Annotated in this window: 22 protein-coding genes and 2 pseudogenes; 15 read left to right on the top strand and 9 right to left on the bottom strand. The window is 63.5% G+C overall.

From position 1 onward, the window contains the following. Positions 1–8: 8 nt before the first annotated feature. Positions 9–602, top strand: coding sequence for a DJ-1/PfpI family protein (locus NKI32_RS25925; protein ID WP_023686902.1), 594 nt, complete (start codon positions 9–11; stop codon positions 600–602). A 269-nt stretch (positions 603–871) separates the two neighbouring features. Here the strand turns inward: NKI32_RS25925 and NKI32_RS25920 are convergent, their stop codons facing one another. The 4 genes and pseudogenes from NKI32_RS25920 to NKI32_RS25905 form a co-directional block, all read right to left on the bottom strand. After that, positions 872–1,504 carry a class I SAM-dependent methyltransferase gene (locus NKI32_RS25920; protein ID WP_352511431.1) on the bottom strand — a complete coding sequence of 211 codons (633 nt, stop codon included), beginning with the start codon at positions 1,502–1,504 and terminating at the stop codon, positions 872–874. Positions 1,505–1,636: 132 nt separating this feature from the next. Continuing rightward, positions 1,637–2,236 (bottom strand): NADPH-dependent F420 reductase, encoded by a 600-nt coding sequence (locus NKI32_RS25915; protein ID WP_352511433.1) that lies wholly within the window; start codon positions 2,234–2,236, stop codon positions 1,637–1,639. A gap of 32 nt (positions 2,237–2,268) precedes the next feature. Further along, a pseudogene (locus tag NKI32_RS25910) lies at positions 2,269–3,020 on the bottom strand (SDR family NAD(P)-dependent oxidoreductase). Between the two features lie 50 nt (positions 3,021–3,070). After that, positions 3,071–3,805, bottom strand: coding sequence for an SDR family NAD(P)-dependent oxidoreductase (locus NKI32_RS25905; protein WP_352511435.1), 735 nt, complete (start codon positions 3,803–3,805; stop codon positions 3,071–3,073). 228 nt (positions 3,806–4,033) lie between these two features. On the opposite strand from NKI32_RS25905, the gene NKI32_RS25900 reads away from it, so the two are divergent. Further along, complete coding sequence (locus NKI32_RS25900; protein WP_352511436.1) at positions 4,034–4,930, top strand: LysR family transcriptional regulator; 897 nt, start codon at positions 4,034–4,036, stop codon at positions 4,928–4,930. A 132-nt stretch (positions 4,931–5,062) separates the two neighbouring features. On the opposite strand, the gene NKI32_RS25895 is transcribed toward NKI32_RS25900, so the two are convergent. The 5 genes from NKI32_RS25895 to NKI32_RS25875 are packed head-to-tail and all read right to left on the bottom strand — an operon-like array spanning position 5,063 to position 11,705. Beyond that, positions 5,063–6,655: an indolepyruvate oxidoreductase subunit beta family protein gene (locus NKI32_RS25895; protein ID WP_352511438.1), complete on the bottom strand. Its 1,593-nt coding sequence runs from the start codon at positions 6,653–6,655 to the stop codon at positions 5,063–5,065. Further along, the gene (locus tag NKI32_RS25890; RefSeq protein ID WP_352511439.1) at positions 6,648–8,801 is read right to left on the bottom strand and encodes a thiamine pyrophosphate-dependent enzyme; all 2,154 of its coding nucleotides are present in this window, start codon (positions 8,799–8,801) and stop codon (positions 6,648–6,650) included. The genes NKI32_RS25895 and NKI32_RS25890 overlap by 8 nt, the downstream gene beginning before the upstream one ends. A 43-nt stretch (positions 8,802–8,844) precedes the next feature. After that, positions 8,845–9,327 (bottom strand): MarR family winged helix-turn-helix transcriptional regulator, encoded by a 483-nt coding sequence (locus tag NKI32_RS25885; RefSeq protein ID WP_353004225.1) that lies wholly within the window; start codon positions 9,325–9,327, stop codon positions 8,845–8,847. After that, positions 9,327–10,898 (bottom strand): phytoene desaturase family protein, encoded by a 1,572-nt coding sequence (locus NKI32_RS25880; RefSeq protein ID WP_353004223.1) that lies wholly within the window; start codon positions 10,896–10,898, stop codon positions 9,327–9,329. Before NKI32_RS25880 ends, NKI32_RS25885 begins: the two co-directional genes overlap by 1 nt. Before the next feature lie 12 nt (positions 10,899–10,910). Beyond that, positions 10,911–11,705: a cyclase family protein gene (locus NKI32_RS25875; RefSeq protein ID WP_353004221.1), complete on the bottom strand. Its 795-nt coding sequence runs from the start codon at positions 11,703–11,705 to the stop codon at positions 10,911–10,913. Between the two features lie 119 nt (positions 11,706–11,824). Here NKI32_RS25875 and NKI32_RS25870 point away from each other — a divergent pair, with 119 nt between their 5' ends. From NKI32_RS25870 to NKI32_RS25815, 13 genes and pseudogenes are all read left to right on the top strand, one after another. Further along, positions 11,825–13,399 carry a phytoene desaturase family protein gene (locus tag NKI32_RS25870; RefSeq protein WP_353004219.1) on the top strand — a complete coding sequence of 525 codons (1,575 nt, stop codon included), beginning with the start codon at positions 11,825–11,827 and terminating at the stop codon, positions 13,397–13,399. A 110-nt stretch (positions 13,400–13,509) separates the two neighbouring features. Then, a complete protein-coding gene (locus NKI32_RS25865; protein ID WP_353004217.1) occupies positions 13,510–15,036 on the top strand; it encodes an ABC transporter substrate-binding protein in 1,527 nt (508 codons plus the stop codon). A 33-nt stretch (positions 15,037–15,069) separates the two neighbouring features. Then, a pseudogene (locus NKI32_RS31590) lies at positions 15,070–15,182 on the top strand (endonuclease domain-containing protein); the annotation flags it as partial. 42 nt (positions 15,183–15,224) lie between these two features. Beyond that, the gene (locus NKI32_RS25860) at positions 15,225–16,232 is read left to right on the top strand and encodes an ABC transporter permease (protein ID WP_353004215.1); all 1,008 of its coding nucleotides are present in this window, start codon (positions 15,225–15,227) and stop codon (positions 16,230–16,232) included. Next, positions 16,225–17,073, top strand: coding sequence for an ABC transporter permease (locus tag NKI32_RS25855; RefSeq protein WP_352498016.1), 849 nt, complete (start codon positions 16,225–16,227; stop codon positions 17,071–17,073). Before NKI32_RS25860 ends, NKI32_RS25855 begins: the two co-directional genes overlap by 8 nt. Beyond that, positions 17,070–17,948 (top strand): ABC transporter ATP-binding protein, encoded by an 879-nt coding sequence (locus NKI32_RS25850; protein WP_023695186.1) that lies wholly within the window; start codon positions 17,070–17,072, stop codon positions 17,946–17,948. Before NKI32_RS25855 ends, NKI32_RS25850 begins: the two co-directional genes overlap by 4 nt. Next, positions 17,941–18,771, top strand: a complete 831-nt coding sequence (locus tag NKI32_RS25845; RefSeq protein WP_023695187.1) for an ATP-binding cassette domain-containing protein — start codon at positions 17,941–17,943, stop codon at positions 18,769–18,771. Before NKI32_RS25850 ends, NKI32_RS25845 begins: the two co-directional genes overlap by 8 nt. Positions 18,772–18,848: 77 nt before the next feature. Then, complete coding sequence (locus tag NKI32_RS25840; protein ID WP_023699864.1) at positions 18,849–19,448, top strand: VOC family protein; 600 nt, start codon at positions 18,849–18,851, stop codon at positions 19,446–19,448. 141 nt (positions 19,449–19,589) lie between these two features. Then, complete coding sequence (locus NKI32_RS25835) at positions 19,590–21,884, top strand: bifunctional salicylyl-CoA 5-hydroxylase/oxidoreductase (RefSeq protein WP_353004211.1); 2,295 nt, start codon at positions 19,590–19,592, stop codon at positions 21,882–21,884. Further along, positions 21,881–22,654, top strand: a complete 774-nt coding sequence (locus NKI32_RS25830; protein WP_353004209.1) for an SDR family NAD(P)-dependent oxidoreductase — start codon at positions 21,881–21,883, stop codon at positions 22,652–22,654. Before NKI32_RS25835 ends, NKI32_RS25830 begins: the two co-directional genes overlap by 4 nt. Continuing rightward, complete coding sequence (locus NKI32_RS25825; RefSeq protein WP_023667803.1) at positions 22,648–23,118, top strand: MarR family winged helix-turn-helix transcriptional regulator; 471 nt, start codon at positions 22,648–22,650, stop codon at positions 23,116–23,118. The genes NKI32_RS25830 and NKI32_RS25825 overlap by 7 nt, the downstream gene beginning before the upstream one ends. Then, positions 23,115–23,927: an enoyl-CoA hydratase family protein gene (locus NKI32_RS25820; protein WP_353004207.1), complete on the top strand. Its 813-nt coding sequence runs from the start codon at positions 23,115–23,117 to the stop codon at positions 23,925–23,927. Before NKI32_RS25825 ends, NKI32_RS25820 begins: the two co-directional genes overlap by 4 nt. Continuing rightward, positions 23,927–25,075 (top strand): acyl-CoA dehydrogenase family protein, encoded by a 1,149-nt coding sequence (locus tag NKI32_RS25815; protein ID WP_353004205.1) that lies wholly within the window; start codon positions 23,927–23,929, stop codon positions 25,073–25,075. Before NKI32_RS25820 ends, NKI32_RS25815 begins: the two co-directional genes overlap by 1 nt. The last annotated feature ends 33 nt before the right edge of the window (positions 25,076–25,108 follow it).

The raw sequence follows: 25,108 nt of genomic DNA, 5'->3' as shown, positions 1-25,108 counted from the left end.
GAAAAGACATGCCAGCCAAAAAAATCCTGATGCTGACCGGTGATTTCACCGAGGAGTATGAAATCTTCGTCTATCAGCAGGCGATGGAAGCGGTGGGACACACCGTTCATGTCGTGTGCCCCGACAAAAGCGCCGGAGACATGATCAAGACATCGCTGCACGATTTCGAGGGCGATCAGACCTACACCGAAAAGCCCGGCCATAACGCGCTGATCAACAAGACCTTCGCCGACGCCGAGAGGCAGCTGAGCCAGTACGACGCTGTCTATTGCGCCGGCGGTCGTGGCCCCGAATACATCCGCACCGACAAGCGGATACAGGCAATGGTGCGCCATTTCCACGAGGCGAAAAAGCCGATCTTCACGATCTGCCATGGCGTCCAGATTCTGATCGCGGTCGACGGCGTCGTGCGCGGCAAAAAGGTGGCGGCGCTCGCCGCTTGCGAGCCGGAGGTGACGCTTGCCGGCGGCACTTATATCGATCTGTCTCCCACCGACGCCTATGTCGATGGGACCATGGTTTCAGCCAAAGGCTGGACCGCGCTTGCGGCGTTCATCCGTGAATGCCTGAAGGTGTTGGGAACGGAAATCCACCATTCTTGAACCGTTTGTCCCGGCGCATCCCTGAGGGGATGCGCCGGCTCCCTCAACGGCGCGGCGACTTCCGTCATTTCATCAAGTTCAAATCAGGAACCTGCGGCAGGTGTGCTCCAGAACCTTGTGCCATCACCACCTCGGACGCCTTCAAGCGCTGCCGCATCGCGTGCGTGCACCAGCGCGCCATCCTCGTTGAGCTTTCCCAGCTTGACGGGTGCGAACCTGAGTTGATGGACTCAATGGGAGGTCGACATGAAGTCGGCGCCCGGGAGCTGTCAGGGCTTCACGAACCGAAACGCGAAGCGATCGGTCTCGCCCTTGATCGCGGGATCGAACACCTTGATCGAGTGCGGGTCATCCTTATTCACCAGCACGGTGCTTTCCGCGTCCAGTACGAAGCCGGCCGCCTCCACCTCCTCGCGGACGGATGCAGGGTCGATCCGATGCAGCGACCGGGTGTCGCTCGTGCCCGACCCAGAGGCGGCGGCGTGGTCGACGATGACGTAGGACCCACCGGGTTTCAGCCGCTTGTAGACAGCTCGATTGAAGTCGGCCGCCGTCGCACCCTTCTTCTGGATCAGGGCGGTGTGAAGATCGTGGTAAAACAGGTGCAGCCATAGGACATCGGCTGGCGGCGTGACCTCCGGCATCGCGACGAGGTCCGCCGAGGTGGCTTCGACGTTCTCTCGGCCCGGCTCCTTCGCGAGCGTCCGCATGAGGCCGACCGGATCGTTCTTGAAGTGGGCGACCTCCGCCGGCACGAAGCTGTAGACCCGCCCCTCTGATCCGACGATGTCGGAGAAGAGGCGCGTCCAGTCTCCGTCGCCAGGGTAGACGTCGATCACGGTGGAGCCCGCCTCGATTCGTGCGAACCGGATCAATTCGGATACCTTGGATTGGTCGTACATCGAAGTCTCCTAGTGGATATTCTTCTCGGTGCTCATAGTGATTTCTCCATTTGCTCGGATCGGATCGGGCTTGATCCGATCCGAGTTCCGATCGCGTGTGTCGTCTCTTTTCGGGTGGGGACGTCGTGCTCGTCAGTCGAACTTGACCAGGTCCTCAAAGATCAGATGACCCCAGCTGTTTCCGCGCGCCTGGACCAGCAGGCCACCTTCCGACACCCCGCCAAGCTTGATCGGCGCGAAACCGAGATTTTCCGCAAGCTCCCCAATCTGTGTTGCGGCAGCGTCATCGTCGCTTGCCAGGAACACGACCCTCCGGCCACCATGTACGGCCGGATCCTGATCAAGCACCGGGGCGACCAGATGGTTGAAGCCCTTGACCAGTTTTGCGCCAGAGAAGGCCTGCGCGATGAATTTGGAAGAAGGTTGCCCTCCCAGTTCCTCAGGGGGCACGCCATAGGCATTGGTCACATCGATGATCGTCTTCCCCTGCCATGTGCGGAGCGCCTTCGCGACATTCGGGTGCGCCTCGAAGCGGACAGCCAAAAAGATGATGTCCGCCTTGATGGCTTCCGCCAGTTTTTTGGGGATGATCGTGGGTCCGATCGCGGCCGCATCGGCGGCAAAGCTTTCCGGGTCGCGTGTGGTTGCAACGGAAACTTCGATGCCGTTTCGGGCAAACGCCTTGGCAAGGGCCTGTCCGATATTGCCGAATCCTACGATTGCATAGTTCATAGCACTTCTCCGATCTGGTGCTAATGCCGGGCTCAGACTTGCGCCATGCCTCCATCGACGGCGAGATCCACGCCGGTGACGAAAGAACTTTCATCGGAGGCGAGGAACGTTACGGCAGCAGCGATTTCCTCTGGTTTGCCCCTGCGACCCATTGGGATCTGTGACGCAAACTGGGCGGCCGCTTGCTCGGCTTGCTCAGGGGTAAGGCCAGTCGTTGTCTCCAAGGCCGGCGTCTCGATTGGTCCCGGACTCATTGCATTGACGCGGATTTTGCGGTCTTTGAATTCCAGTGTCCAAGCGCGCGCGAAGTTGCGTACAGCCGCCTTGCTCGCGGCGTAGGTACTAAACCCTGGAAGCCCCAACACGTTCGACACTGAAGAATTCAGGATGATCAAACCGCCGTCTTTGAACAGGGGAAGGGCCTTCTGCACCGTAAAGAACAGACCCTTCACGTTCACATCGAAGGTCTGATCAAAATGTGCCTCGGTAGCGACGGCGAGCGGTGCGATCGTCCCCGCGCAGGCGTTGGCGAAGAGAATGTCGATATGACCATATTTCTCCTTCACGACGGCATAGAGGCGATCCAGATCTTCCAGGAGCGACACGTCACCACGACCGTCGTAACGTTTTTCATGATGAAGGCTGCGGCCTCCTTCAGCTCCTTCTCTCTTCGCCCGGTAATCACGACGTGCGCTCCTTCTTCTACGAAGCGCTTGGCTGTGGCCAATCCGATCCCGCTGCTTCCGCCCGTGATGACTGCGATCTTGCCTTCGAGTTTTTTCATAATTCTTTGTCTTTCGTTGCGCACGGGCCAGGTATGGACCGCGCTGGGGGTCAGAGTTGAGCCAGGCCGCCGTCGACGGCGACCTCGCTGGCAGTCATGAAGCTGCTGTCCGGCGACGCGAGAAAGGCGGCCACGGCCCCGATCTCCGCCGGATCGGCCATGCGCTGGAGCGGAGTCATCGCGCCGTAGGCCTTCTGGCCTTCCTCGCCCAACGCCTCCTTCGCGAGTTCGGTCGCCGTCGCCCCGGGCGACAACACGTTTACCCGGATGCCGGTGCCCTTCAGGTCCTCCGCCCAGGTCCGCGCCAGGTTGCGCACTGCCGCCTTGCTCGCGCTATAGGCAGTGAACCCCGGAGCGCCCGTGGTGCCGGCGCTCGAGCCGGTCAGGATGATCGAACCGCCCTGGCTGATCAGCGGCAGCGCCTTCTGGACCGTGAAGATCGTACCCTTCACATTGGTGTCGAAGGTTTCGTCAATGTGCCTGGCGGTGATCTGCCCGAGCGGAAGCGGACTTCCCGCCCCGGCATTGGCGAAGACGATATCGAGGCTTCCGCGCTCGGCCTTCACCGCAGCGTAGAGTCGGTCGAGGTCGGCCTCATCCGAGACCGAGCCCTTAACCGCGCGGGCACTAGGCCCAAGGTCAGCCACGGCGGCGTCGAGCGCTTCCTGCCGGCGGCCGAAGATGAAGACGAAGGCGCCCTCCTCGATAAAGCGCTTGGCTGCGGCGCGGCCGATGCCCGTAGCGCCGCCAGTTATCACAGCGGTCTTTCCATTCAGTCTGTTCATGTCATGCATCCTTCGTTTCGCCGTCTCGTATCTTTGGCTGTACGGGAAAGTCCCGCGAGAGCCTCAAGATGGGTTCGCCGAAGTCGGGCGGTGAGTGCGCAATCGCGCACATCGCTGGTGCGAAAACGATCCAGCTAGATGATTGAACGCCGCGGCGACCGCACGAACTACGGCTGATCGTGTTAGTATGGGCTTTGCAAGCCGCACTGCGCTGCGCAGGAATGCACCATGATCGACTGGGATGACGTTCGCTACTTTCTTGCCGCCGCGCGCGTAGGCTCGGTGCGTGCTGCCGCCGCACACCTCGGTGTGAACCACTCGACCGTGCTGCGACGCATCGCTCAGCTCGAGGAACGCCTCGGGGCGCAGATGTTCGAAAAGCTGCCTTCCGGCTACCGCCTGACGGCTGCGGGCGAAGAGGTCCTCGATCTCGCGACCCAGATGGAAGCGTCGTCGCACCAGCTGGAGACGCGAGTCTTCGGTCGTGACCAGAGCGCGCGCGGGCTTTTGCGGGTGACGCTTCCACCGTTCCTCGCGACACACCTGCTCATGCCGGATCTCGCCGACTTCGCGCGTTTGCATCGCGACATCGAGATGGAAATCTTGTCGTCCGGCGAGCTGGCAAATCTGACCAACCGAGAGGCCGACGTCGCGATCCGCATTGTCGCCGACCGCAAGACCCTGCCGCTCAATCTTCACGGCCTGAAGGGACCGGAGCTGTTCAGCGGCGTCTACATGTCTCGCGATCGACTAGCCGCGTGGCGTGCGGGCACGCCTGATCCCATCCGGTGGATAGGCATAGACAATCATGGAATTCCGGACTGGGCGCGCGAGGGAGAAGTTCACGTCACGGGAGTACCGTTCAGGACACCTGACGCCGAGACGCAGATCATCGCGGCGCACCAGGGGATTGGGATAACGAAACTGCCGTGCTTCGTCGGAGATGCCGACCCCCTGCTGGTGAGGGTGCCGGGGATCGACGTGCCCATGCATGGGACACTGTGGCTTCTCACGCAAGGCGAGACACGCAAGACGAAGCGGGTGCGGCTCTTCACGGAGTTCGTATCCCGGAGGCTCGCCACGTACGCTCCGCTTCTCTCGGGGCTGTCCATATCGCGCGACTGACCCCCGGCAGGTCCGCCGGCAACGCTTCCCGCAATCCGGGTGGAAGCCGAGCTGCGATCGCCTGAAGCGGCGTGTTCAATCCGCGAATCCAGTGGGAGTAGGAAACGGCGGCAGTAGCGTAGAGGTACCAGCCTAAGCTCGACCTCTTCCCACACCATGATCAGACAACGATGCCACCGTCTTCAGCGCGCCATCGAGCATGTCGCCTTTCTCGTCTTTCAGCGCAGCTTCGCGCAACCGCCTGATCCAGTCGGCAGCGTCATCGCGGCCCTTGACCAGATCGAGCGCCGACAGCACGCGATCGAATTTGGACTGGGCGCGGAGGTGGGTGTCGCTGTAGCCCTTGATCAGCCGGCGGCAGTTCAGGATTTCGACGGCGAGCGCGTAATCCTGGGGCACATATCCAAGTGCCAATGCATACCACCGCTCCAGATGCGCCGTCTCCACCTTGTGGCGCAACAGGCGGCGGCGCCAGCGGCGCAGGCCGCCAATGAACCAGAGGACCGCAAAGCCGGCAAAGCTGTCGGTGCGGATGCGCCGGCCGTGATTGATGCGCCGGTCGAGAAAGCCGGCAAGTTTCGGTCGGTTCTCGATGTAGCTGCCCAACCCCGCCGGCAAGGTGCCGCAGAACTCCTCGATGCGCGGATGGAAATATTCGGTCACCTGCAGGATGGAGCCGTCCTTGACGCCCACCTCCTTGCGCACCCGCCGGTCACGCGTCGAACGTGTCTTGAGATCGGCGACGCGGATCATGTCGTCGTAGCACAGCGCGTTGGCCAGATGCTTGGCGGCAGCGATGGACAATGCATGGGCATGTTCAGCGCTATCCAGCGCGACCGCCTGGTCGAGCCGGTCGAGATACTCGCCGCCATAGGAGATGTCCTGGTAGTCGACGACCTTTCTCAGGCCCCGGAGCGCCATGTAGCGCACCGCCGCGGGCATCAGGTCGATGCGGGCGGCCAGCGCCTGCCAACCCTGCAGCAGGTTCTGCGGACCGCTCACGCGCCCTGCACCCGGAGCTGGTTCGACCGTGGCCGGTTCTGCCGGCTCTGGCGCGGGGACCGTCGTACCGCGCGCGCGGTCGTAGGCAACGGCGAAGGCAGCGAGGCTGGCTTTCGCGCCCCGGCCGCCGGCGCCGATCGCTTGCTCATAGCTTTCACGCTTGAACGGCAATGCGTCGGAGCCGGCCAGCGCGCCAAGCAGACTGGCCGAGATCATCGAGCCATTGTCGGCGGCGATCTTTTCCATGTCGAAAGCGACGAAGCGTTTCGATGCAGCTTCCGCCGTCGCGCGTACCTTGGAAGACGAGGCCCGGCCGTCACCCGGCTCGATCTTTTCCGACACCGCGGCAATGCGATGCGAAGAAGCAATGAGCGTGGTTCGATCGGGCGTGACGAAGCCCCTGATGATGGCGCGGCCGGCTTCCATCAGCTCGGCGGCGATCAGTATGTCGACGTCGCCCTGCGAAGGCGACAGGGCAAAGACCGGCAGCCGGCCGGTGTCGCGGGCCATCTCGACGTAATAGATCGTAGCGCCGGTGCGCTGGGCGACGCCGGCGACGGAGGTCGATTGCGCGACGTAACCATTGCGCTCGGCGACATCGGTGATCCAGTCGGCGAGCACACCGCCGCCCTGGCCACCGACCGCGAGCAAAGCGAGTTTGATCACCGGCTCGGTATCGGCGGCACCGGATTTCGGGCGCAAGGGCGAAGCCTGGTCAAGCATCGGCGAACGTCAACCTACGGCTCTCGCGGCGGCGCTGCATCAGGCCGATCACGGCGCGGCGAGCGCTTTCCAGGAAGCGGTCCCAGCGGCCCGGATTGTGCACGACATCGGCGCGGTAGAAGGATGGGCACAGCACGGCGGCGTCCGCCACCTCACCGCAATTGCCGCAGCCGACGCAGCTCTGGTCGATCGATGCCACCGGATCGTCACGCAAGGGATCGTCGAGCGATTTCACCGACAGCGACGGGCAGCCGGACAGCCGCATGCAGGCGTGGTCGCCAGTGCAGATGTCCTCGTCGACGCCGAATTTCGGCTTGACGACACGGGTCCCTCCCTTGATCGCCTTGTCGACCAGCGGCTTTTCGCGACGCTGGCGGTTGAGCATGCATTCGGAAGAGGCGACGATGACCTTTGGTCCCTTTTCCTCCGTCGTCAGCGCCTCGCGCAGCGTGTCCTGCATCTTGCCGACATCGTAGGTGCGGTCGATGTGGCGCAGCCATTTGACGCCCATGCCCTTCACCGCTTCGGTGATCGGATGCTTGGTCGACTTGGTCTTGTTGCCCGCACGCGACGACAGGATGTCCTGCCCACCGGTGGCGGCGGAGTAAAAATTGTCGACGATGACGATGACGCCGTCGTTCTTGTTGAAGACCGCGTTGCCGATCGAGGAGGTCAGGCCGTTGTGCCAGAAGCCGCCATCGCCGACGAAGGAGATCGACCTCCGTTTGGCGTCGGGCGAATTGAAGGCTGAAGCCGAGGCCGGCCCGAGCCCGTAACCCATGGTGGTGGCGCCAAGCTCGAAGGGCGGCATGATCGAGAACAAATGGCAGCCGATGTCGGAGGCGATGTGGTGCTTGCCGAGTTCCTGCTCGACCAGCTTTGTCGCGGCAAAGATCGGCCGCTCCGGGCAACCGATGCAGAAGCCCGGCGGACGGCCCGGCACGACATTGATCAGGTCGGCGGTGTCGACGCCGTCGCCGACCTTGTTGGGCGCGCGCACCTCGCCCGGCAAGAGATGCGAGGCCTCGGCGCGCAGGAAGGCGCCGATGCCGTCGAGCATGACCTGGCCGGTGTATTCGCCGGCCATCGGCAGATACTCCTTGCCGACCAGTCTGGTACCGCGCCCGGCCTTGTGCAGCATGGCGGCAAAGGCTTGCTCGATGTAGTTGGGCTGGCCCTCCTCGACCACGAGCACCGCCTGCTTGCCTTCGCAGAAGGTGAGGAACTCGTCGTCGATCAGGGGATAGACGGCATTGAGCACATAGAGCGGCACATCCGTCTCGCCGTAGGTGTCGGCGAGGCCGAGACGCTGCAGCGCGCGGATGACCGAATTGTACATGCCGCCCTGCATGACGATGCCGACCGAGCCGTGGTCCGAGCCGAAGAATTCGTTGATCTTGTTCTTGGCGATGAACTCCACCGCCGCCGGCCAGCGCTTCTGCACCTTCTCCTTCTCGTGCAGGAAGGAGGCGGGCGGCAACACGATGCGGCCGGTGTCGCGGCGCGGCGCGTCGAGCGCATCGGCCACCGTCATCGGCGGGCGCTTGTTGTCCTTGGCGATGAAATGGCCATGCACATGGCAGCAGCGGATGCGCACCTGCAGCATCACCGGCGTGTTGGATGCCTCGGACAGCTCGAAACCATCCTCCACCGCCTTGACGATCGACGGCAAATTGGGGCGCGGGTCGAGTAGCCAGACCTGGCTCTTCATGGCGAAGGCATGGCTGCGCTCCTGCATGATCGAGGAGCCTTCGCCATAGTCTTCGCCGACGATGATCAGCGCGCCGCCGGTGACGCCGCCGGAGGCGAGGTTGGCCAGTGCGTCGGACGCGACATTGGTGCCGACGGTCGACTTGAAGGTCGCCGCACCGCGAATGGGGTAATGCACCGAGGCCGCCAGCATGGCGGTGGCGGTGGCTTCCGAGGCGCTCGCCTCGAAATGCACGCCGAGCTCGCCCAGAATGTCCTGTGCGTCGGCCAGCACGTCCATCAGATGGCTGATCGGCGCGCCCTGGTATCCGCCGACATAGCCGACGCCGCATTGCAGCAGCGCCTTGGTGATGGCGAGAATGCCTTCGCCCGCAAATTCCTCGCCGGCGCCGAGCCGGAGCTTTTCGACTTCCTTGGCAAAAGACCGTTCGGCCATTTTTCCAACCTTCCGTTGCCGGCGGTGCGGCCGGCGCCTGCGTCTAGATTTCGTGCTTGCGAATGTTCTTGAGCATCTTCAAGAGCGTCGCGATCAGTGCTGCATATTCGGCATCGTCAATATCGTCGAACATTGCCTCGAAGGCGTCATGCATAGCCGGCCAGGCGCGGGTGAACTCTGCGCGGCCCTCATCGGTCAGGAAGACATGGCGGATGCGGCTGTCGGTGACGCCTTGCTCGCGTCGCACAAAGCCTTGTCCCTCCAGCGTGTCGAGCGTGCGGCTCAAGGTCGACTGCTCTATGACGGTGTAGACCGAGAGGTCGTTGACGGTGACGCCGTCAGTGACCGACAGCACAGCCAGCGTGCGGACCTGCGGAATAGTCAGGCCCTGCTTGCGGAAATCGTCACGCAAGGTGGCGTTGTAGCGGCCCATGATGCGGTTCATCAGATAGGGCGCGAATTGCTGCAGGCCGATCTGGCCAAGCGTCGAGATGCGCTGGCGCTTTTCCAGAACCTTCTGCTCCATCACAGCCTCCCCGCCAGCAGAAAGCCGGAACCGCCACCGAGGCCCGCGCCTGGATGGGTCGAGGCGCCGATATGGTAGAGGTTCTTGATGCCGGTCTGGTGGTTGCGGCTGGTCTTGAATGGGCGCCACAGGAACGACTGGTCGATGGTCGAGGACCCGCCATAAGGATCACCGCCGACCAGGTTGATATTCATCGCTTCGAGATCGGCCGGCGAATAGGCGCGCCGCGCAATGACGCTATCCTTGAAGCCATCGATGTGGTTGGCCAGGATGGCTTCGGCACGATCAGCATAGGCTTCGCGCAACGCCTCTGTCCATTGCCCGTCGGTGGGTGCCTGGAGCGTGCCGGCAGCATCGCCCTTGATGTGACGGGGCGCCTCGGGAAGTTGCAGCCACAGTATTGCTTTGCCAGGCGGGCAGCGCGATGGGTCGAGCGCATGCGGCTGGCCGACACAGATGGTCGGCACGTCCGGCAGCATGCCGCGCGCCGCTTCGTTGCAGGCTTTCGAGACGCCGTCGAGCCCCGGCGTCAGGTGTAGCAGCGCGACTTTGTCGAGGCCTTCGCCGCGCCATGCCGGCGGCTTGTTCAGCGCATAGTGGATCTGGAAATTGCCTTTGCCGTAGCGGTATTTCTGTGTCGCCTCGACATCGGCTTCGGGAGCTTCGCTGCCGACCAGCCGGCCGTAAAGCTGCGTCGGCGTGACCGAACAGATGACGCTCTTGTTGGCAGTGATCGTTTCGCCCGACGCCAGCCGCACGCCGGTCGCGCGGCCACCGCTCTGGACGATCGAGGCGACATCGGCGCCGGTGCGAATGTCGCCGCCGCGTTCCCGTATCAGGGCTTCGAAGGCAGTGAGCAGGGTCTTCGCCCCACCCTTGACGATCGGCGCCCCGGCCGCTTCCAGCGCGAAGGCAATGACCTTGGCGATCTGCCCTGAGAAGGCGTCTTCCGGTCCGAGCCCGGCGTGCAGCACCCAGGGCGCCCACAGCGCGCGGATTGTCTCGGACCGATAGGTGCTTTCCAGCCAGCTGCGCGCCGGCACCAGTGCTTCGCCGAGAAAGGCGGCAAGGCCGCGTGGGCTGCGCCGCCAGGCATCGCCGGCCAGCAGTTTCGCCGTCGGATAGGACCACAGGCTGCCGCCGAGCAGGCCGAACAATAGGCCGGCATTGCGCTCGATGCCGCTGACATCGTCCGCGTGCCGGTCGCCATCGTCGGCGGCAATCGCATTGATTGCCGCGACATTGGCGGCGCGGTCGGTGGTGAGCACGGCGTGGCTGCCGTCCGGCCGCAGCACGCCGGTTGGCGTGCCGGTGTGGCAGAACTCCAACCCGTGCCGCGCGAGATCGCCGCCCAATGCCGCAAAGGCCGGGGAGGTGATGAACAGCACGAAGGTCGTCGCCATTACGTCATGGATGAAGCCGGGTGCGGTGATCTCCTCGGTACGCATGCAACCGCCGATGCGGTCGTTGCGTTCGAGGATGAGCACCTTCGCGCCCTTGCCGCCGAGCATCGCCGCGCAGACCAGCGCGTTGATGCCGCTGCCAACGATGATGTGATCCGGCTGGCTCACCGTGGCGTGCTTTCACCTAGCCGTTGATACAAGCGCCAGCGCGCGGATAGGGCTGCCGGTGCCATGTTCGATCTTGAGCGGTGCGGCGATCAGGATGGCGCCCTTCGGAGGCAACTGGTCGAGGTTGCAGAGGCTGGCAAGGCCATAGCGGTTGGCCTTGTGCATCAGCGTGTGGGCTGGAAATGGCGGCTCCATGCCGCCGGCCTTGCCGGCATCGGTGCCGATGGTCTCCGAGCCCCAGCCCTTGATATCCTTGCTGATCAGGAATTGGATGGCTTCGGCCGTCGGACCTGGCGTGTGCGGGCCGGTCTCGTTGGCGTTGAGGAACTCGGCTTCCGAGCCATTGCGCTTGTACCAGTCGGTGCGCATCACCACCCATTCGCCGGCATTGATCGTGCCATGCTTGGCTTCCCATGCCTTGATGTGGTCGACGGTGAGCAGGAAATCGTGGTCGGCGGCTGCTTCCTTCGAGCAGTCGATGACGTTGACCGGGCCGACGAAATTCTGCGCCGGAATGGTGTCGGTGGCGCCGTCCGGATAATCCTTGCCGCTGATCCAATGCTGCGGCGCATCGAAATGCGTGCCCGAATGCTCCCCAAGCTTCAGCCAGTTCCATGCCCACCACGGGCCGTTCTTGTCATAACGGGAGATGTTATGGATCTCGACCTTTGGCGTGTCGACGGCAAGCTCCGGCGGCAGCTTGATAAGGGGCGTGTCGGGTCCGAGTTGCGCAGAGAGGTCGACCACCCTGATGGCGCCTGAAAGCAGCTGGCCGGCGACTTCGCCGAGGAGTTTTTGCGTGTCCATGGTCTGAAGTTCCCTCTTTATGGTGAAGATCAAGGCTCGTCTCGGCCCTTAATATCCTACTAGACGAAAACATATGCATCTGCAATTATCTTTAAGCATAAAGGAAATGGGAACGGGGCGTGAGCGAGTTTGACGCCATATTCGTCGGGGCGGGCCACAACAGTCTGGCATGCGCCGCGCATCTCGCGCTCAAAGGCTGGAAAACCGGGATTTTCGAGCGCAGCGCGGCAATCGGTGGCGCCGTCCAGACCCACGAATACACGCTTCCCGGCTTCCGGCACGATTTCGGTGCAATGAATCTGAGCCTGTTCGCCGGCTCCGCCTTCCACCGGAAATATGCAAATGAATTGAAAGCACAGGGTCTTGAGTTCGCGCCGGTCGCCGACTGTTTTGCCAGCGCCTTCCCGGACGGACGCTGGTTCGGCGTCAGCAACGATCTGGAAAAAACCACCGGCCGCATGGCCGCTTTCTCCGCCGCCGATGCCGCGACCTGGCGTAGACTGGTCGCTGCCTTCCCGGCAGAGGCCGAGCATCTGTTCCGGCTGCTGGGCTCGCCGATGAGTGCCCGCGCGCTTGCCGGCACCGCCTGGAACCTGTGGCGCAAGAAGGGCATGTCAGGCGCGCTCGATACTGGTAGGCTTTTGCTGTCATCGCCGCGCGCCTGGCTGGAGGAAAATTTCGAGTCCGCGCATGTGCGGGCAACGCTTGCCACCTGGGGCATGCATCTCGACTTCGCCCCCGACATCGCCGGCGGCGCCGTATTCCCCTATCTTGAATCGATGGCCAATCAGAGCTTCGGCATGGTGCTGGGCAAGGGTGGCGCCGACACCATCATCCGCGCGTTGTCGGGCACGGTGGCGTCGGCCGGCGGCACGATCGTCACCGGGGCGGAAGTTGCCGAGATCACAGTTGCCGGCGGCAAGGCATCGGGCGTGCGACTCGCTTCAGGTGAGACACATACGGCGACCAAGGCAGTGATTGCCGGCGTCGCGCCCAAGGCGTTGAGCGGCAGGTTGCTACCCAACGGTTCCGGCGACGCCGGCTTCGACACGGCGATGCAGAAATTCCGGCACGCGCCGGGCACGATGATGATCCATCTGGCGCTCGACGACCTGCCCGATTGGCGCGCCGGCGCCGAGCTTCGGCAGTTCGCCTATGTGCATCTGTCGCCGTCGCTCGACGCGATGTCGCGCACCTATCAGCAGGCGATGGCGGGCATGCTGCCGGACGAACCGGTGCTGGTCATCGGCCAGCCGACCGCGATCGATCCGTCGCGCGCGCCTCAGGGCAAACATGTGCTGTGGGTGCAAGTGCGCATGCTGCCTGCCGAAATCCTGGGCGATGCGGCAGGCAGGATCGCTCACGCGCATTGGGATCAGGTCAAGGATGCCTACGCCGAGCGCGTGCTCGACATCATCGAGATATACGCACCCGGACTGCGCCCGAAAATCCTCGGCCGTGCAGTGTTCTCGCCAATCGACCTCGAGCGTGAGAACCCCAATCTCGTCGGTGGCGACCAGGTCTGCGGCAGCCATCATCTGGCGCAGAACTTCTTGTTTCGCCCGGCGCGCGGCTATGCCGGCTGGAACACGCCGGTCGCCAATCTGCACCTCACGGGCGCCGCGACATGGCCGGGCGCCGGCACCGGCGCGGCCTCGGGCTACATGCTCGCGCAACAGCTTGGCGGGAGGTAGCTCGGAAGATTTCAGGAGGGCGACGAGAGGCAAGGCGCTGCTGCCCACGAAGCCTGAAGCTATGAACTGGTAGTGCCGCGCAAAGACAACAAACAACAAGGGGAACGACCATGACAATCAACAGACGCGAATTGCTGGGATACAGTGCCGCGGCACTTGGTGCGGCCGCAATCGGCCTGCCGCAGATCGCCAAGGCAGCGGGCGAACTGACCATCGCCTATAACGTCAACCTGCCGTCCTGGGATCCGACCACCGGACCCTCGGCCGTCAACCCGACGATCCAGGGCCTCTACCAGTCAGTGTTCGACCAGTTCATTCCGCAAAAGCCGGACCTGTCCTTTGCGCCTGGCCTGCTCACCGAATGGGGCTGGAACGAGGATCGCACCAAGGTGACGATGACGGTGCGCGAAGGCGTGACCTGGCATGACGGCTCGCCCTTCACGCCCGAGGACGTGGTCTGGTCGCTGCAGCGGGCGGGCGACGAAAAGACCGGCAATCCGATCCAGTTCGTCTGGAAGAACGTCAACAATTTCAAGATCGACGGCAACAAGATCACCGGCGACGTCGTGCAGTTCGATCCGGTCTACTTTAAATGGATGTCGTTCCTGACCGGCTACATCCTGCCGAAGGCCTATTATGAGAAGGTCGGCGCCGAAGGTTTCGAGAAGGCGCCGATCGGCACCGGCCCTTACATGGTGGAAAAATTCGAGCGAAATGCTTTCCTCCGACTGAAGGCCAACCCGCACTATTGGGGCGACAAGCCGGCCTTCGAGAATGTGACGATCAAGTTCGTCACTGATGCGGCGAGCCGCGTTGGCGAAATCGAATCCGGTTCCTCGCAGGTGACGCTGGAGGTCCCCTATGAAGAGTATGACCGGCTGATCGCCAAGGACGGGCTTGCCGGCTCGTGCAAGCCCGTTTCCGACATCGGCATGATCTTCTTCAACGACATCGAAGCGATGCTGGACAAGAACGTCCGCCAGGCCGCCGTCATGGCTGTGGACAAGGAGCTTCTGGTCAAGCGGCTGCTGCGCGGCTATGGCCAACCGATCGCTACGCTGGAGACCCCGGAGTACACGGCCTTCGACCCCTCGATCAAGGTCGAGCACAATCCGGAAAAGGCCAAGGAGCTGCTCGCGGCTTCCGGCTATTCGCCGGAAAAACCGGTCAAGTTCACCATCCAGACGACCAAGGGCTTCAAGCCCAAGGATTATGAGATGATCCAGGCGATCGTCGGCATGTGGCGTAAGGTCGGCATCGAGGCGACGATCGAGGTCTACGAGATCGCCAAGCACTATGAACTGCGCGCCGCCGACAAGCTGGCGCCGGCCGCCTTCTACAATTGGGGCAACGCCATCGGCGACCCGACGACGTCGACGGGTTTTGCCATGTATGGGCCGAGCCCGCACTCGGTGTGGGACAGCCAGGACCTGATCGACATGATCAATCCGCTCTGGGGCGAGAAGGACGAGGCCAAGCGCATCGCCGGCTGGAAGGCTGTCGACAAGTATATCGCCGAGCAGGCCTATGTGCTGCCGCTGATTCAGTATGCGCAACCTATCGTGCATGCCAAGGGCGTCAACGTGGTGCAGCATGTGTCCGGCGCGCTGCTGCCGGCGCTGATGACCCCGGCCTGATATCGGCTTGTGGGCGCCACCCTTCGCTGAGCGGCCCCCTCATCCGGCCCTTCGGGCCACCTTCTCCCCGCTGGGGAGAAGAGACCAGCTCAGCTGTCCGTGACCTCTTCTCCCCTCGGGGAGAAGGTGGCCGCGAAGCGGACGAATGAGGGGGCTCTTCGTTAGAAACGCACTGGGCCAACACCAGAATGCTCCTGCAACGATTCCTGATCCGTCTGCTGACGATACTGATCACGCTGTTCGGCGTGGCTGTCGTCGTCTTCGTCGTGATCCGCGTCGCGCCTGGTGACCCGATCGCCATGATGCTGCCCCCCGGTGCGACAGATGCCGACATCGACCGGCTGCGTGCACTCTACGGGCTCGACAAGACCATCGTGCAGCAATTCTTCATCTGGCTGTCCGGCGTCGTCAGGGGCGATTTCGGCACCTCGATTTCGCTCAGGCAAGATGTGCTCAGCCTTGTCTTCAATCGTTTGCCGGCAACGCTGGAACTTGCCATCATCGCGCTCGTCATGGCGGTTGGGCTCGGCGGCACGACGGCGATCCTCGGAGCCCGCGAGCGCGGCACGGCGGTCGAAGCCGGCATCGATATCGCCAGCGGCGCCGCCCTTTCCATTCCCGATTTCCTGTGGGGCCTCGTGCTGATCCTTTTGTTTGGCGTGCTGGTGCCGATCTTCGATATCTCCGGCCGCGTGTCGCCGCAGCTCGATCTGCCCTTCGTCACCCAGTTCTATTTCTTCGAGAGCTTGCTTCGGCTGCGCTTCGACCTGACCTGGGATCTGCTGAAACACATGCTGATGCCCGCAGTAGCCTTGGCATTGCCGCTGGCGGCAATCATCGCGCAGTTGCTGAAACAGTCGCTGAAGGAAGTGCTTGACCTCGACTATGTCGTGCTGGCCCGGGTGAAGGGGTTTTCGGAAACGCAGGTTATCCTGCGCGAGGCGCTGAAGAACGCTGCCTTGCCGACACTGACTCTCGTCGGCGTCCAGTTCACCTTCCTTGTCGGCGGCACGGTCATCGTCGAGCGGCTGTTTTCCTACGAAGGGCTCGGCAACATGGCGATCGATGCCGTCATCAACCGCGACCTGCCGCTGATCCAAGGCATCGTGCTGGTGTTCGCGCTGCTGTTCGTGCTGATCAATCTTGGCGTCGACATGATGTACGCGCTGCTCAATCCGAGGCTGCGCCATGGATGAGGCACGCATCGCCCGGCGCGGACTCGGCCCGAGGCTGTCGCTGGCCGGCGGCTGGCTGCTGCTGGCGCTGCTGGCCGCGATCTTCGCGCCGCTGGTCGCACCGCAGGACCCGCTGGCGCAAGACCTGATGCTGGAACGGCTGCCGCCATTCTGGATGAGTGGTGCGGAATCCGGCTATTGGCTGGGCACCGACAGCCTCGGCCGCGATCTCCTCTCCCGGCTGATCTTCGGCGGCCGTATCGCCTTCATCGTCGCTTTCGCGGCGGCGATCGCCGCCTGCCTTGTCGGCTCGACGCTCGGACTGGTCGCCGGCTATTTCGGCGGCTGGGCCGACCGCATCATTTCACGCATCGTCGACGTCTGGATGGCATTCCCGCCGGTGCTGTTCGCCATCCTGCTGGTCGCGGTGCTCGGCACCGGCCTCACTTCCGTCATCCTCGCCATCGTCATAATCGACTGGACGCGCTTTTGCCGGGTGATCCGCGCCGAAGCGATGGGCCAGTCGCGCATGGACTATGTCGAGAACGCCCGCATCGCCGGCTATGGCCGCATCGGCATCATGCTGCGCGAGGTGCTGCCCAATGTGGTGCCGTCGATCGTGGCACTGCTGTCGCTGGAGATGGGCATCGCCGTCATCGTCGAGGCCATCCTGTCCTTCGTCAATCTGTCGATCTCGACCGACGATCCGACCTGGGGCGGCATCATCGCCGAGGGCCGGCTGTCGATCCATCAGGCCTGGTGGGTGCTGGTGTTTCCGCTTGTCACGCTGATCCTCACCGTGCTGTCGTTCAGCCAGTTCGGTGAGGCGCTGAAGACACGCTTCGATCCGGTGCTGCGATGAGCGCTTGCTTGGATATTGCCAATCTGAGCGCCGTGCTGCCGAACGGCCAGCGCGTGCTGCGGTCGGTGTCGCTCTCCGTGCAGCCGGGTGAGGTGCGTGCTCTTGTTGGCGAGAGCGGCGCCGGCAAGACGATGATCGGCAAGGCGGTGCTCGGTGTGCTGCCGTCAAGCGTGCGCATCGTCGAAGGCGCCATGCAGCTCGAAGGCGAAGACCTCGGCAGGCTGCAGCCCAAGGCAAGGCGCACGCTGATCGGCGCTCGCACGGCGCTGATCCCGCAAGATCCGTTGACTGCGCTCAACCCGTCGCGCCGCATCGGTCCGCAGATGACTGACCGGCTGGTGCGCATTCTCGGCTGGAACGGTGACAAGGCGGACAAGCGTATCCGGCAATTGTTGGATGAGGTGCAGATCCGCGATCCCGACCGGGTGCTGAAATGCTATCCGCACGAGCTGTCCGGCGGCATGCGCCAGCGTGTGCTGATCGCCGCCGCCTTCGCCGCCGAGCCACGGCTGATCGTTGCCGACGAGCCAACAACCGCGCTCGACGTGACCGTGCAAAAGCAGATCCTGCGCCTGATCGCCGAGTTGCAACGCGAGCATGGCACCGCGATCCTGTTCGTCACCCACGATCTCGGCGTCGTTGCAAAGATCAGCCAGCAAGTGTCTGTGCTCTACGCCGGCAAGGTGGTGGAAGAGGCTGATACAGCCGCTCTCTTCGCGGCGCCTGAGCATCCCTATACGCGGGCATTGATAGCCGCCACGCCACGCTACACCCATCCCTTGGCCTCGCTGAAGCCGGTGGACGAGACCGTGCTGGCCGGGCTTGCCGCCGAGATCGGCGCGGCAGACCAGGCGTGGAGGCGGCCGCATGGTTGAGCCGCTGTTTTCCGTGCGCGGGCTGAAGGTGGCGCTGCCCGACATGACCCGCAAGCCGCTGATCGGGCGCGCGCCGCTGGCCGAGATTTTGAGAGGCCTGGATTTCGATTTGCCGAGGGGCTTGGTGACCGGCATCGTCGGTGAATCCGGGTCCGGAAAATCGACGCTCGGCCGCACGCTTGTCAGACTTCTGGAGCCGAGCGTCGGCAGCATCCATTTCGAGGGCCGCGATATCGCCCATCTGCCGGATGCGGAGCTGCGACCTCTGCGCCGCGACCTGCAGATGATCTTCCAGGACCCGATGTCGTCGCTCAACCCGCGTCGCACCATCGCCGGCATCATTGCCGCGCCGCTCAAGCAGAATGGGCTTGGCGACAGGCTCAAGGAACGCGTCGCCGAGGCATTGCATCGCGTCGGCCTGCCGCAAAGCTTCGCTAGTCGCTATCGTCATGAACTGTCGGGCGGGCAGCGCCAGCGCGTCGGAATTGCGCGCGCGTTGGCGCTTTCGCCGAAATTCGTGCTGGCCGACGAGATCGTCTCCGGCCTCGACGTATCGACGCAGGCGCAGATCCTCACCCTTTTGGAGAGACTGGCCGCGGAGATGGGGCTGACCGTCGCCTTCATCAGCCACGACCTGTCGGTCATCCGGCGGCTGTGCCAACAAGTGATCGTCATGCGCGAGGGCAGGATCGTCGAGGCGAGCGCCACCGATGCGCTGTTCGACAATCCCAGGGAGACCTACACGCGCGACCTGCTTGCCGCCATCCCACTGCCTGAGATCGACGCGGACTGGTTGCGGCCAGCAACGAAAGCGCCGGCATAGGACTGTTCACCCACCACGCCGAACAGCGGGCTTCGGACGTGCATGAGGGCAAAATCAGCCCGCGAACGGAGGGTAATATGAACTACGCAGCCCGCGGCACGATGCTTGCCGCGATCCTGTTCTGCTCGATGGGAACGGCTTCGGCCGATGCGATCCCCGGCATGCGCGGCCACGACCACACCGGCATCACGGTGCCCGACATGAAGCAGGCAGTCGACTTCTTCACCGAAGTCGTCGGCTGCAAGAAGGCGATGTCGTTCGGTCCGTTCGCCGATGACAAGGGCACCTTCATGCAGGATCTTCTGGGCGTCGATCCGAAGGCTGTCATCGAGCAGGTCACCATGGTGCGTTGCGGTTATGGATCGAACATCGAGCTGTTCAAGTACACCGCGCCTGACCAGAAGGATTTGACTCCGAAGAACAGCGATATCGGCGGCTTCCACATTGCCATGTATGTCGATGATGTCGCCGCGGCGAAAGCCTATCTCGACGGCAAGGGGGTGAAGACGCGGATGGGTCCGCTGCCGGTCAAGGAAGGTCCGGCGGCCGGCCAGACCATTCTCTATTTCCAGGCGCCATGGGGATTGCAACTGGAGGCGATCAGCTATCCCGATGGGATGGCCTATGAGAAGGGTGCCGAGACTGTGCTGTGGAGCCCGAAGAACCCGGACAAGTGATTTCCAGAGCGCGCTTGCGGGGCCAGCCCGCAGGCGCGCCACCCGTTTCCAGCAATCTTTCCAACATGAAACTTTAAGCTTGAAATATTTTATCTCCGGCGCGATACTTGATATGCAGCAAGCGAAGAGGAGATCGCACGGATGAAGGTTGCGGTTCTCGGTGGCGGACCAGCCGGCCTCTACTTTGCCATTTCAATGAAGCTGCGGGACGCCGCCCACGAGATCACGGTGTTCGAGCGCAATCGCGCCGACGATACGTTCGGCTGGGGCGTCGTGCTGTCGGCCGAAACACTCGACAACCTTGCCAAAAACGACCCGGTCAGCGCTGTCTGGATCAAGAAGCATTTCGCCTATTGGGACGACATCGCCGTCATCCATGACGGCGTGCGCACGGTCTCGTCGGGCCACGGTTTCTGTGGCATCGGCCGCAAGCGGCTTCTGGTCCTGCTGCAGCGACGCGCGCGCGAACTTGGCGTGAGGCTGATGTTCGAGAGCGATATCGCCGACCCTCAGCCCTATATGGAGACGCATGATCTGGTCGTCGCCGCCGATGGGCTGAACTCAAGGGCGCGCAACACCTTCGTCGAAGTCTTCAAGCCCGACATCGACACCCGCAAATGCAAATTCGTCTGGCTCGGCACCAACCAGAAATTCGACGACGCCTTCACCTTCATCTTCGAGAAGACCGAGCATGGCTGGGTGTGGGCGCACGCCTATCAATTCGACAGCGAGACAGCGACCTTCATTGTCGAGTGCAGCGAACAGACCTGGGCTGCCTTCGGCTTCGGCGCCATGTCGCAGCAGGAATCCATCGCCGTCTGCGAGCGCATCTTTGAGAAACATCTCGGCGCCCACGCGCTGATGACCAATGCCAATCACATCAGAGGTTCGGCCTGGATCAATTTCCCGCGCGTGCTGTGCGAACGCTGGTCCTACAAGAACCTGGCTCTGATGGGCGACGCGGCGGCCTCGGCACATTTCTCGATCGGCTCCGGGACCAAGCTCGCATTGGAAAGCGCGGTGGCGCTGGCCGAATATGTCAAAACCGAACCGGACCTCGACGCCGCCTTCCGCAAGTATGAGGATGCGCGCCGCACCGAGGTGCTGAAGCTGCAGTCGGCGGCGCGCAATTCGCTGGAGTGGTTCGAGGAGGTCGAGCGCTATCTCGGCCTCGATCCGGTGCAGTTCAATTATTCGCTGCTGACCCGCTCGCAACGCATCAGCCACGAGAATTTGCGGCTGCGCGATGCCAAATGGCTTGAGAGCGCCGAGGAATGGTTCCAGCGCCAGGCGGGGGCAGGCGGCAACAGGCAGCGCCGGGCGCCGATGTTCGCGCCGTTCAAGCTGCGCGACATGCAGCTCAACAACCGGGTCGTCGTTTCGCCGATGGCGCAGTACAAGGCCGTCGATGGCTGCCCGACCGACTGGCATTTCGCCCACTATGCCGAGCGTGCGAAGGGCGGCGCCGGGCTTGTCTATATCGAGATGACCTGCGTCAGCCCGGAAGGACGCATCACGCCCGGCTGTCCCGGCTTCTATGCGTCCGAACATGAGGTGGCGTGGAAGCGGCTTGTCGATTTCGTCCACGCCGAGACCGAGGCGAAAATCTGCGCGCAGATTGGCCATTCCGGGGCCAAGGGCTCGACCCGTGTCGGCTGGGAGGGCACCGACGTGCCGCTCTCCTCGGGCAATTGGCCGGTCATAGCAGCCTCGGCGATTGCATGGTCGCCGCAGAATCAGGTGCCGAAAGCCATGGACCGCGCCGATATGGATTTGGTGCGCGACCAGTTCGTGTCCTCCGCAGAGATGGCGGATCGCTGCGGCTTCGACATGCTGGAGATCCATGCCGCGCACGGCTACCTGCTGTCGTCCTTCATCACGCCGGTCACCAACCAGCGCACGGATGAATATGGCGGTTCCCTCGAAAATCGCATGCGCTATCCCCTGGAAATCTTCCATGCGGTGCGCGCCGCCTGGCCGGCGCGAAAGCCGATTTCTGTGCGCATTTCGGCCAATGATTGGGTCGGCATCGAGGGTGTGACGCCGGCCGATGCGGTGGAGATCGCGCGCATGCTGCACGAAGCCGGCGTCGACATCTGCGACGTCTCGGCAGGTCAGACCTCGATTGCCGCCAAGCCTGTCTATGGCCGCATGTTCCAGACACCATTCTCGGACCGCATCCGCAACGAGGTCGGCATGGCGACGATGGCGGTCGGCAACATCTATGAGCCGGACCATGTCAATTCGATCCTGATGGCAGGCCGCGCCGACCTGGTGGCCCTGGCACGGCCGCATCTCGCCGATCCCTACTGGACGCTGCATGCCGCCGTGACGCTCGGTGATCGTGGTGTCAAATGGCCGGATCCCTATCTGCCCGGACGCGACCAGATCTACCGGCTGGCCGAGCGCGATGCGGCGGCGGGGTTGAAAGTATGACGACGGCCTCGACGATCCCCGGCAAGCATGCTTTGGTCACCGGCGGCGGCTCCGGCGTCGGCCGGGTCATCGCACTCGTGCTGGCCGAAGCCGGTATCGAGGTGACCATATGCGGGCGGCGCGACGCCGAGCTTGCCAAGTTGGCCGGCGAGAACGACCGCATCCACGCCATGTCAGCCGATGTCACCGACGAGGCGGCGATGATTTCGCTCTACGCGCAAGCGGAAGCCGTGCGCGGCCCGTTCGACATCGTCGTCGCCAATGCCGGCATGGCCGGCAGCACGCCGGCGCACAAGACCTCGCTTGCCGACTGGCAGCGGACGCTCGACGTCAATCTGACCGGCGCCTTCCTGACGGTGAAGCCGGCGCTGGCCGGCATGGCCGCGCGCAAGGCGGGCCGGATCGTCTTCGTCGCCTCGACCGCAGGGCTGAAAGGCTACGCCTATGTCGCGCCCTACGTCGCGGCCAAGCATGGGGTGGTCGGGCTGATGCGGGCACTGGCGGCCGAGACGGCGAAATCCGGCGTGACCGTCAACGCCGTTTGCCCGGGCTTCGTAGAGACCGACATGCTGGTGGACTCCATTCAGCGCGTCGTCGAAAGGACCGGCCGCTCAGTCGAGCAGGCGCGGGCGAGCCTTGCCTCGACCAACCCGCAAGGCCGTTTCATCCAGCCGCAGGAAGTTGCCGCGGCGGTGCTCTGGCTGTGCGGCGATGCGGCTGCGTCGATTACCGGACAAGCGATTTCGATCTCAGGAGGCGAAACATGGTAGCCGGCCCATTGCCCGCGCCGTCGGGACCCGGCAAGGACCGGCTGCGTCTCTGGATCAGGCTGCTGCGCGCCTCGCGCACGATCGAGGCCGAGCTGCGCGAGCGCCTGAAGAAGGAATTCGATACGACACTGCCGCGTTTCGACGTCATGGCCGCCCTCTACCGCGCGCCGGAAGGCATGCTGATGAGCGATCTGTCGCGCTTCCTGCTGGTATCCAACGGCAATGTCACCGGCATTGTCGACCGGCTGGTTTCGGAAGGGGTGGTCGCGCGCGCGCGCCGCAATGGCGATCGCCGCACATCCATGGTGCGACTGACCGACGAGGGTTCCAAATCTTTTGCCGCAATGGCCGCGGCGCATGAGGGTTGGATCGGAGAATTGCTGGCCAAGGTCAGCGAGGAGGATGCGCGCCGGCTGACCGGCATGCTGACCTCGTTCCGCAGCAACTGGGAGGGACGCGAATGAGTTCGATGGCCGGCCTCAAGCCGAAGCACTTCCTTTGGGAAGTCGAAGGCAGGATCGCCAGGGTGCGGCTCGACCGGCCGGAGCGCAAGAATCCGCTGACCTTCGCCAGCTATGCGGAACTGCGCGATACGTTCCGCGATCTCGTCTATGCCGACGACGTCGACGCCGTGGTGTTCCTGCCCAATGGCGGCAATTTCTGCTCTGGCGGCGATGTCCACGACATTATCGGCCCCTTGGTCAAGATGGACATGAAGGAGTTGCTCGCCTTCACCCGCATGACCGGCGATTTCGTCAAGGCGATGCTCAATTGCGGCAAGCCGATCATCGCGGCGGTCGACGGGGTCGCGGTCGGCGCCGGCGCCATCATCGCCATGAGCGCCGACATCCGCATCGCCACGCCGGAGGCCAAGACCGCTTTCCTGTTCACCCGCGTCGGGCTTGCCGGCTGCGATATGGGCGCCTGCGCGATCCTGCCGCGCATCATCGGCCAGGGCCGTGCCGCCGAATTGCTCTACACCGGCCGCACGATGACGGCGGCGGAAGGCGAGCGCTGGGGCTTCTACAACAGGCTGGTCGATGCCGCAGTGCTCGAGGCCGACGCGCTCGAGATGGCGGCGCGCATCGTCTCCGGCCCGACCTTCGCGCACGGCATCACCAAGACGCAGCTCAACCAGGAATGGTCGATGGGCCTCGACCAGGCGATCGAAGCGGAAGCGCAGGCGCAGGCGATCTGCATGCAGACGCGTGACTTCGAGCGCGCCTACAAGGCTTTCGTCGCCAAGGAAAAACCGGTGTTCGAGGGCAATTGATGGCTGACAAGAGTTTCCTCAGCTGGCCGTTCTTTGAAGATCGCCACCGCGAACTCGCCGAGCGCCTTGATGCCTGGTGCGCCAGGAACCTGCCGGTCGATCACCATGACGTCGATGCCGCCTGCCGTGAGCTTGTGGCCAAACTTGGCCGCGACGGCTGGCTGAAGCCGACGGCGCTCGATACCGACAATCCCGGACCACTCGATGTCCGCACTTTGTGCATCACGCGCGAGACGCTGGCGCGCCATGACGGCCTGGCCGACTTCGCCTTCGCCATGCAGGGCCTCGGCACCGGCGCGCTCAGCCTGTTCGGCACGCCCGGCCAGCAGCAATGGCTGGCAAAGACCAGGGCCGGCAAGACGATTTCCGCCTTCGCGCTTTCGGAGCCACGCTCCGGGTCGGATGTCGCCAACACCGAAATGATGGCGAGCCGCGATGGCGACTTCTATATCCTCAGCGGCGAGAAGACCTGGATTTCCAATGGCGGCATTGCCGATCTCTACGTCGTCTTTGCCCGCACCGCCGAGGCACCGGGTGCCAAGGGACTTTCCGCCTTTCTCGTACCCGCTGATACCAAGGGGCTTGGCATTGCCGAGCGCCTTGAAGTGATCGCGCCGCATCCGCTGGCGCGGCTTTCCTTCGATCAGGTCCGGGTGCCGGCCTCGGCGCTGATCGGCAAACCGGGAGACGGCTTCCGCATCGCCATGTCGGTGCTTGACGTGTTCCGCTCCACGGTCGGCGCGGCGGCACTCGGCTTTGCCCGCCGGGCGCTGGACGAAAGCATCAGCAGGGTGGCCGAGCGCAAACTTTTCGGCGCTCCGATGGCAGAGCTGCAGATGGTGCAAGGCCATATCGCCGACATGGCGCTGGACATCGATGCCGCAGCGCTGCTGGTCTACCGCGCTGCCTGGACCAAGGACATGGGCGCGGCTCGTGTCACCCGCGAGGCGGCGATGGCCAAGCTGTTCGCCACCGACAAGGCGCAAGAGGTGATCGACAAGGCTGTGCAGCTGCATGGGGGGGACGGCGTCCGCAAGGGCCATATCGTCGAGAGCCTCTATCGCGAGATCCGCGCGCTACGCATCTACGAGGGCGCATCCGATGTGCAGAAGGTGGTGATCGCACGGCAGGTGATGGGCGCGGCCTGACAGCGACGTATTTGATTTTGAGATTTGGTTTTA

Origin of the sequence: Mesorhizobium sp. M0761 (genome assembly GCF_040320205.1) — a bacterium.
In the GTDB taxonomy this organism is placed as follows: Bacteria; Pseudomonadota; Alphaproteobacteria; order Rhizobiales; family Rhizobiaceae; genus Mesorhizobium.
This window is presented reverse-complemented; position numbering and strand designations above follow the sequence as displayed.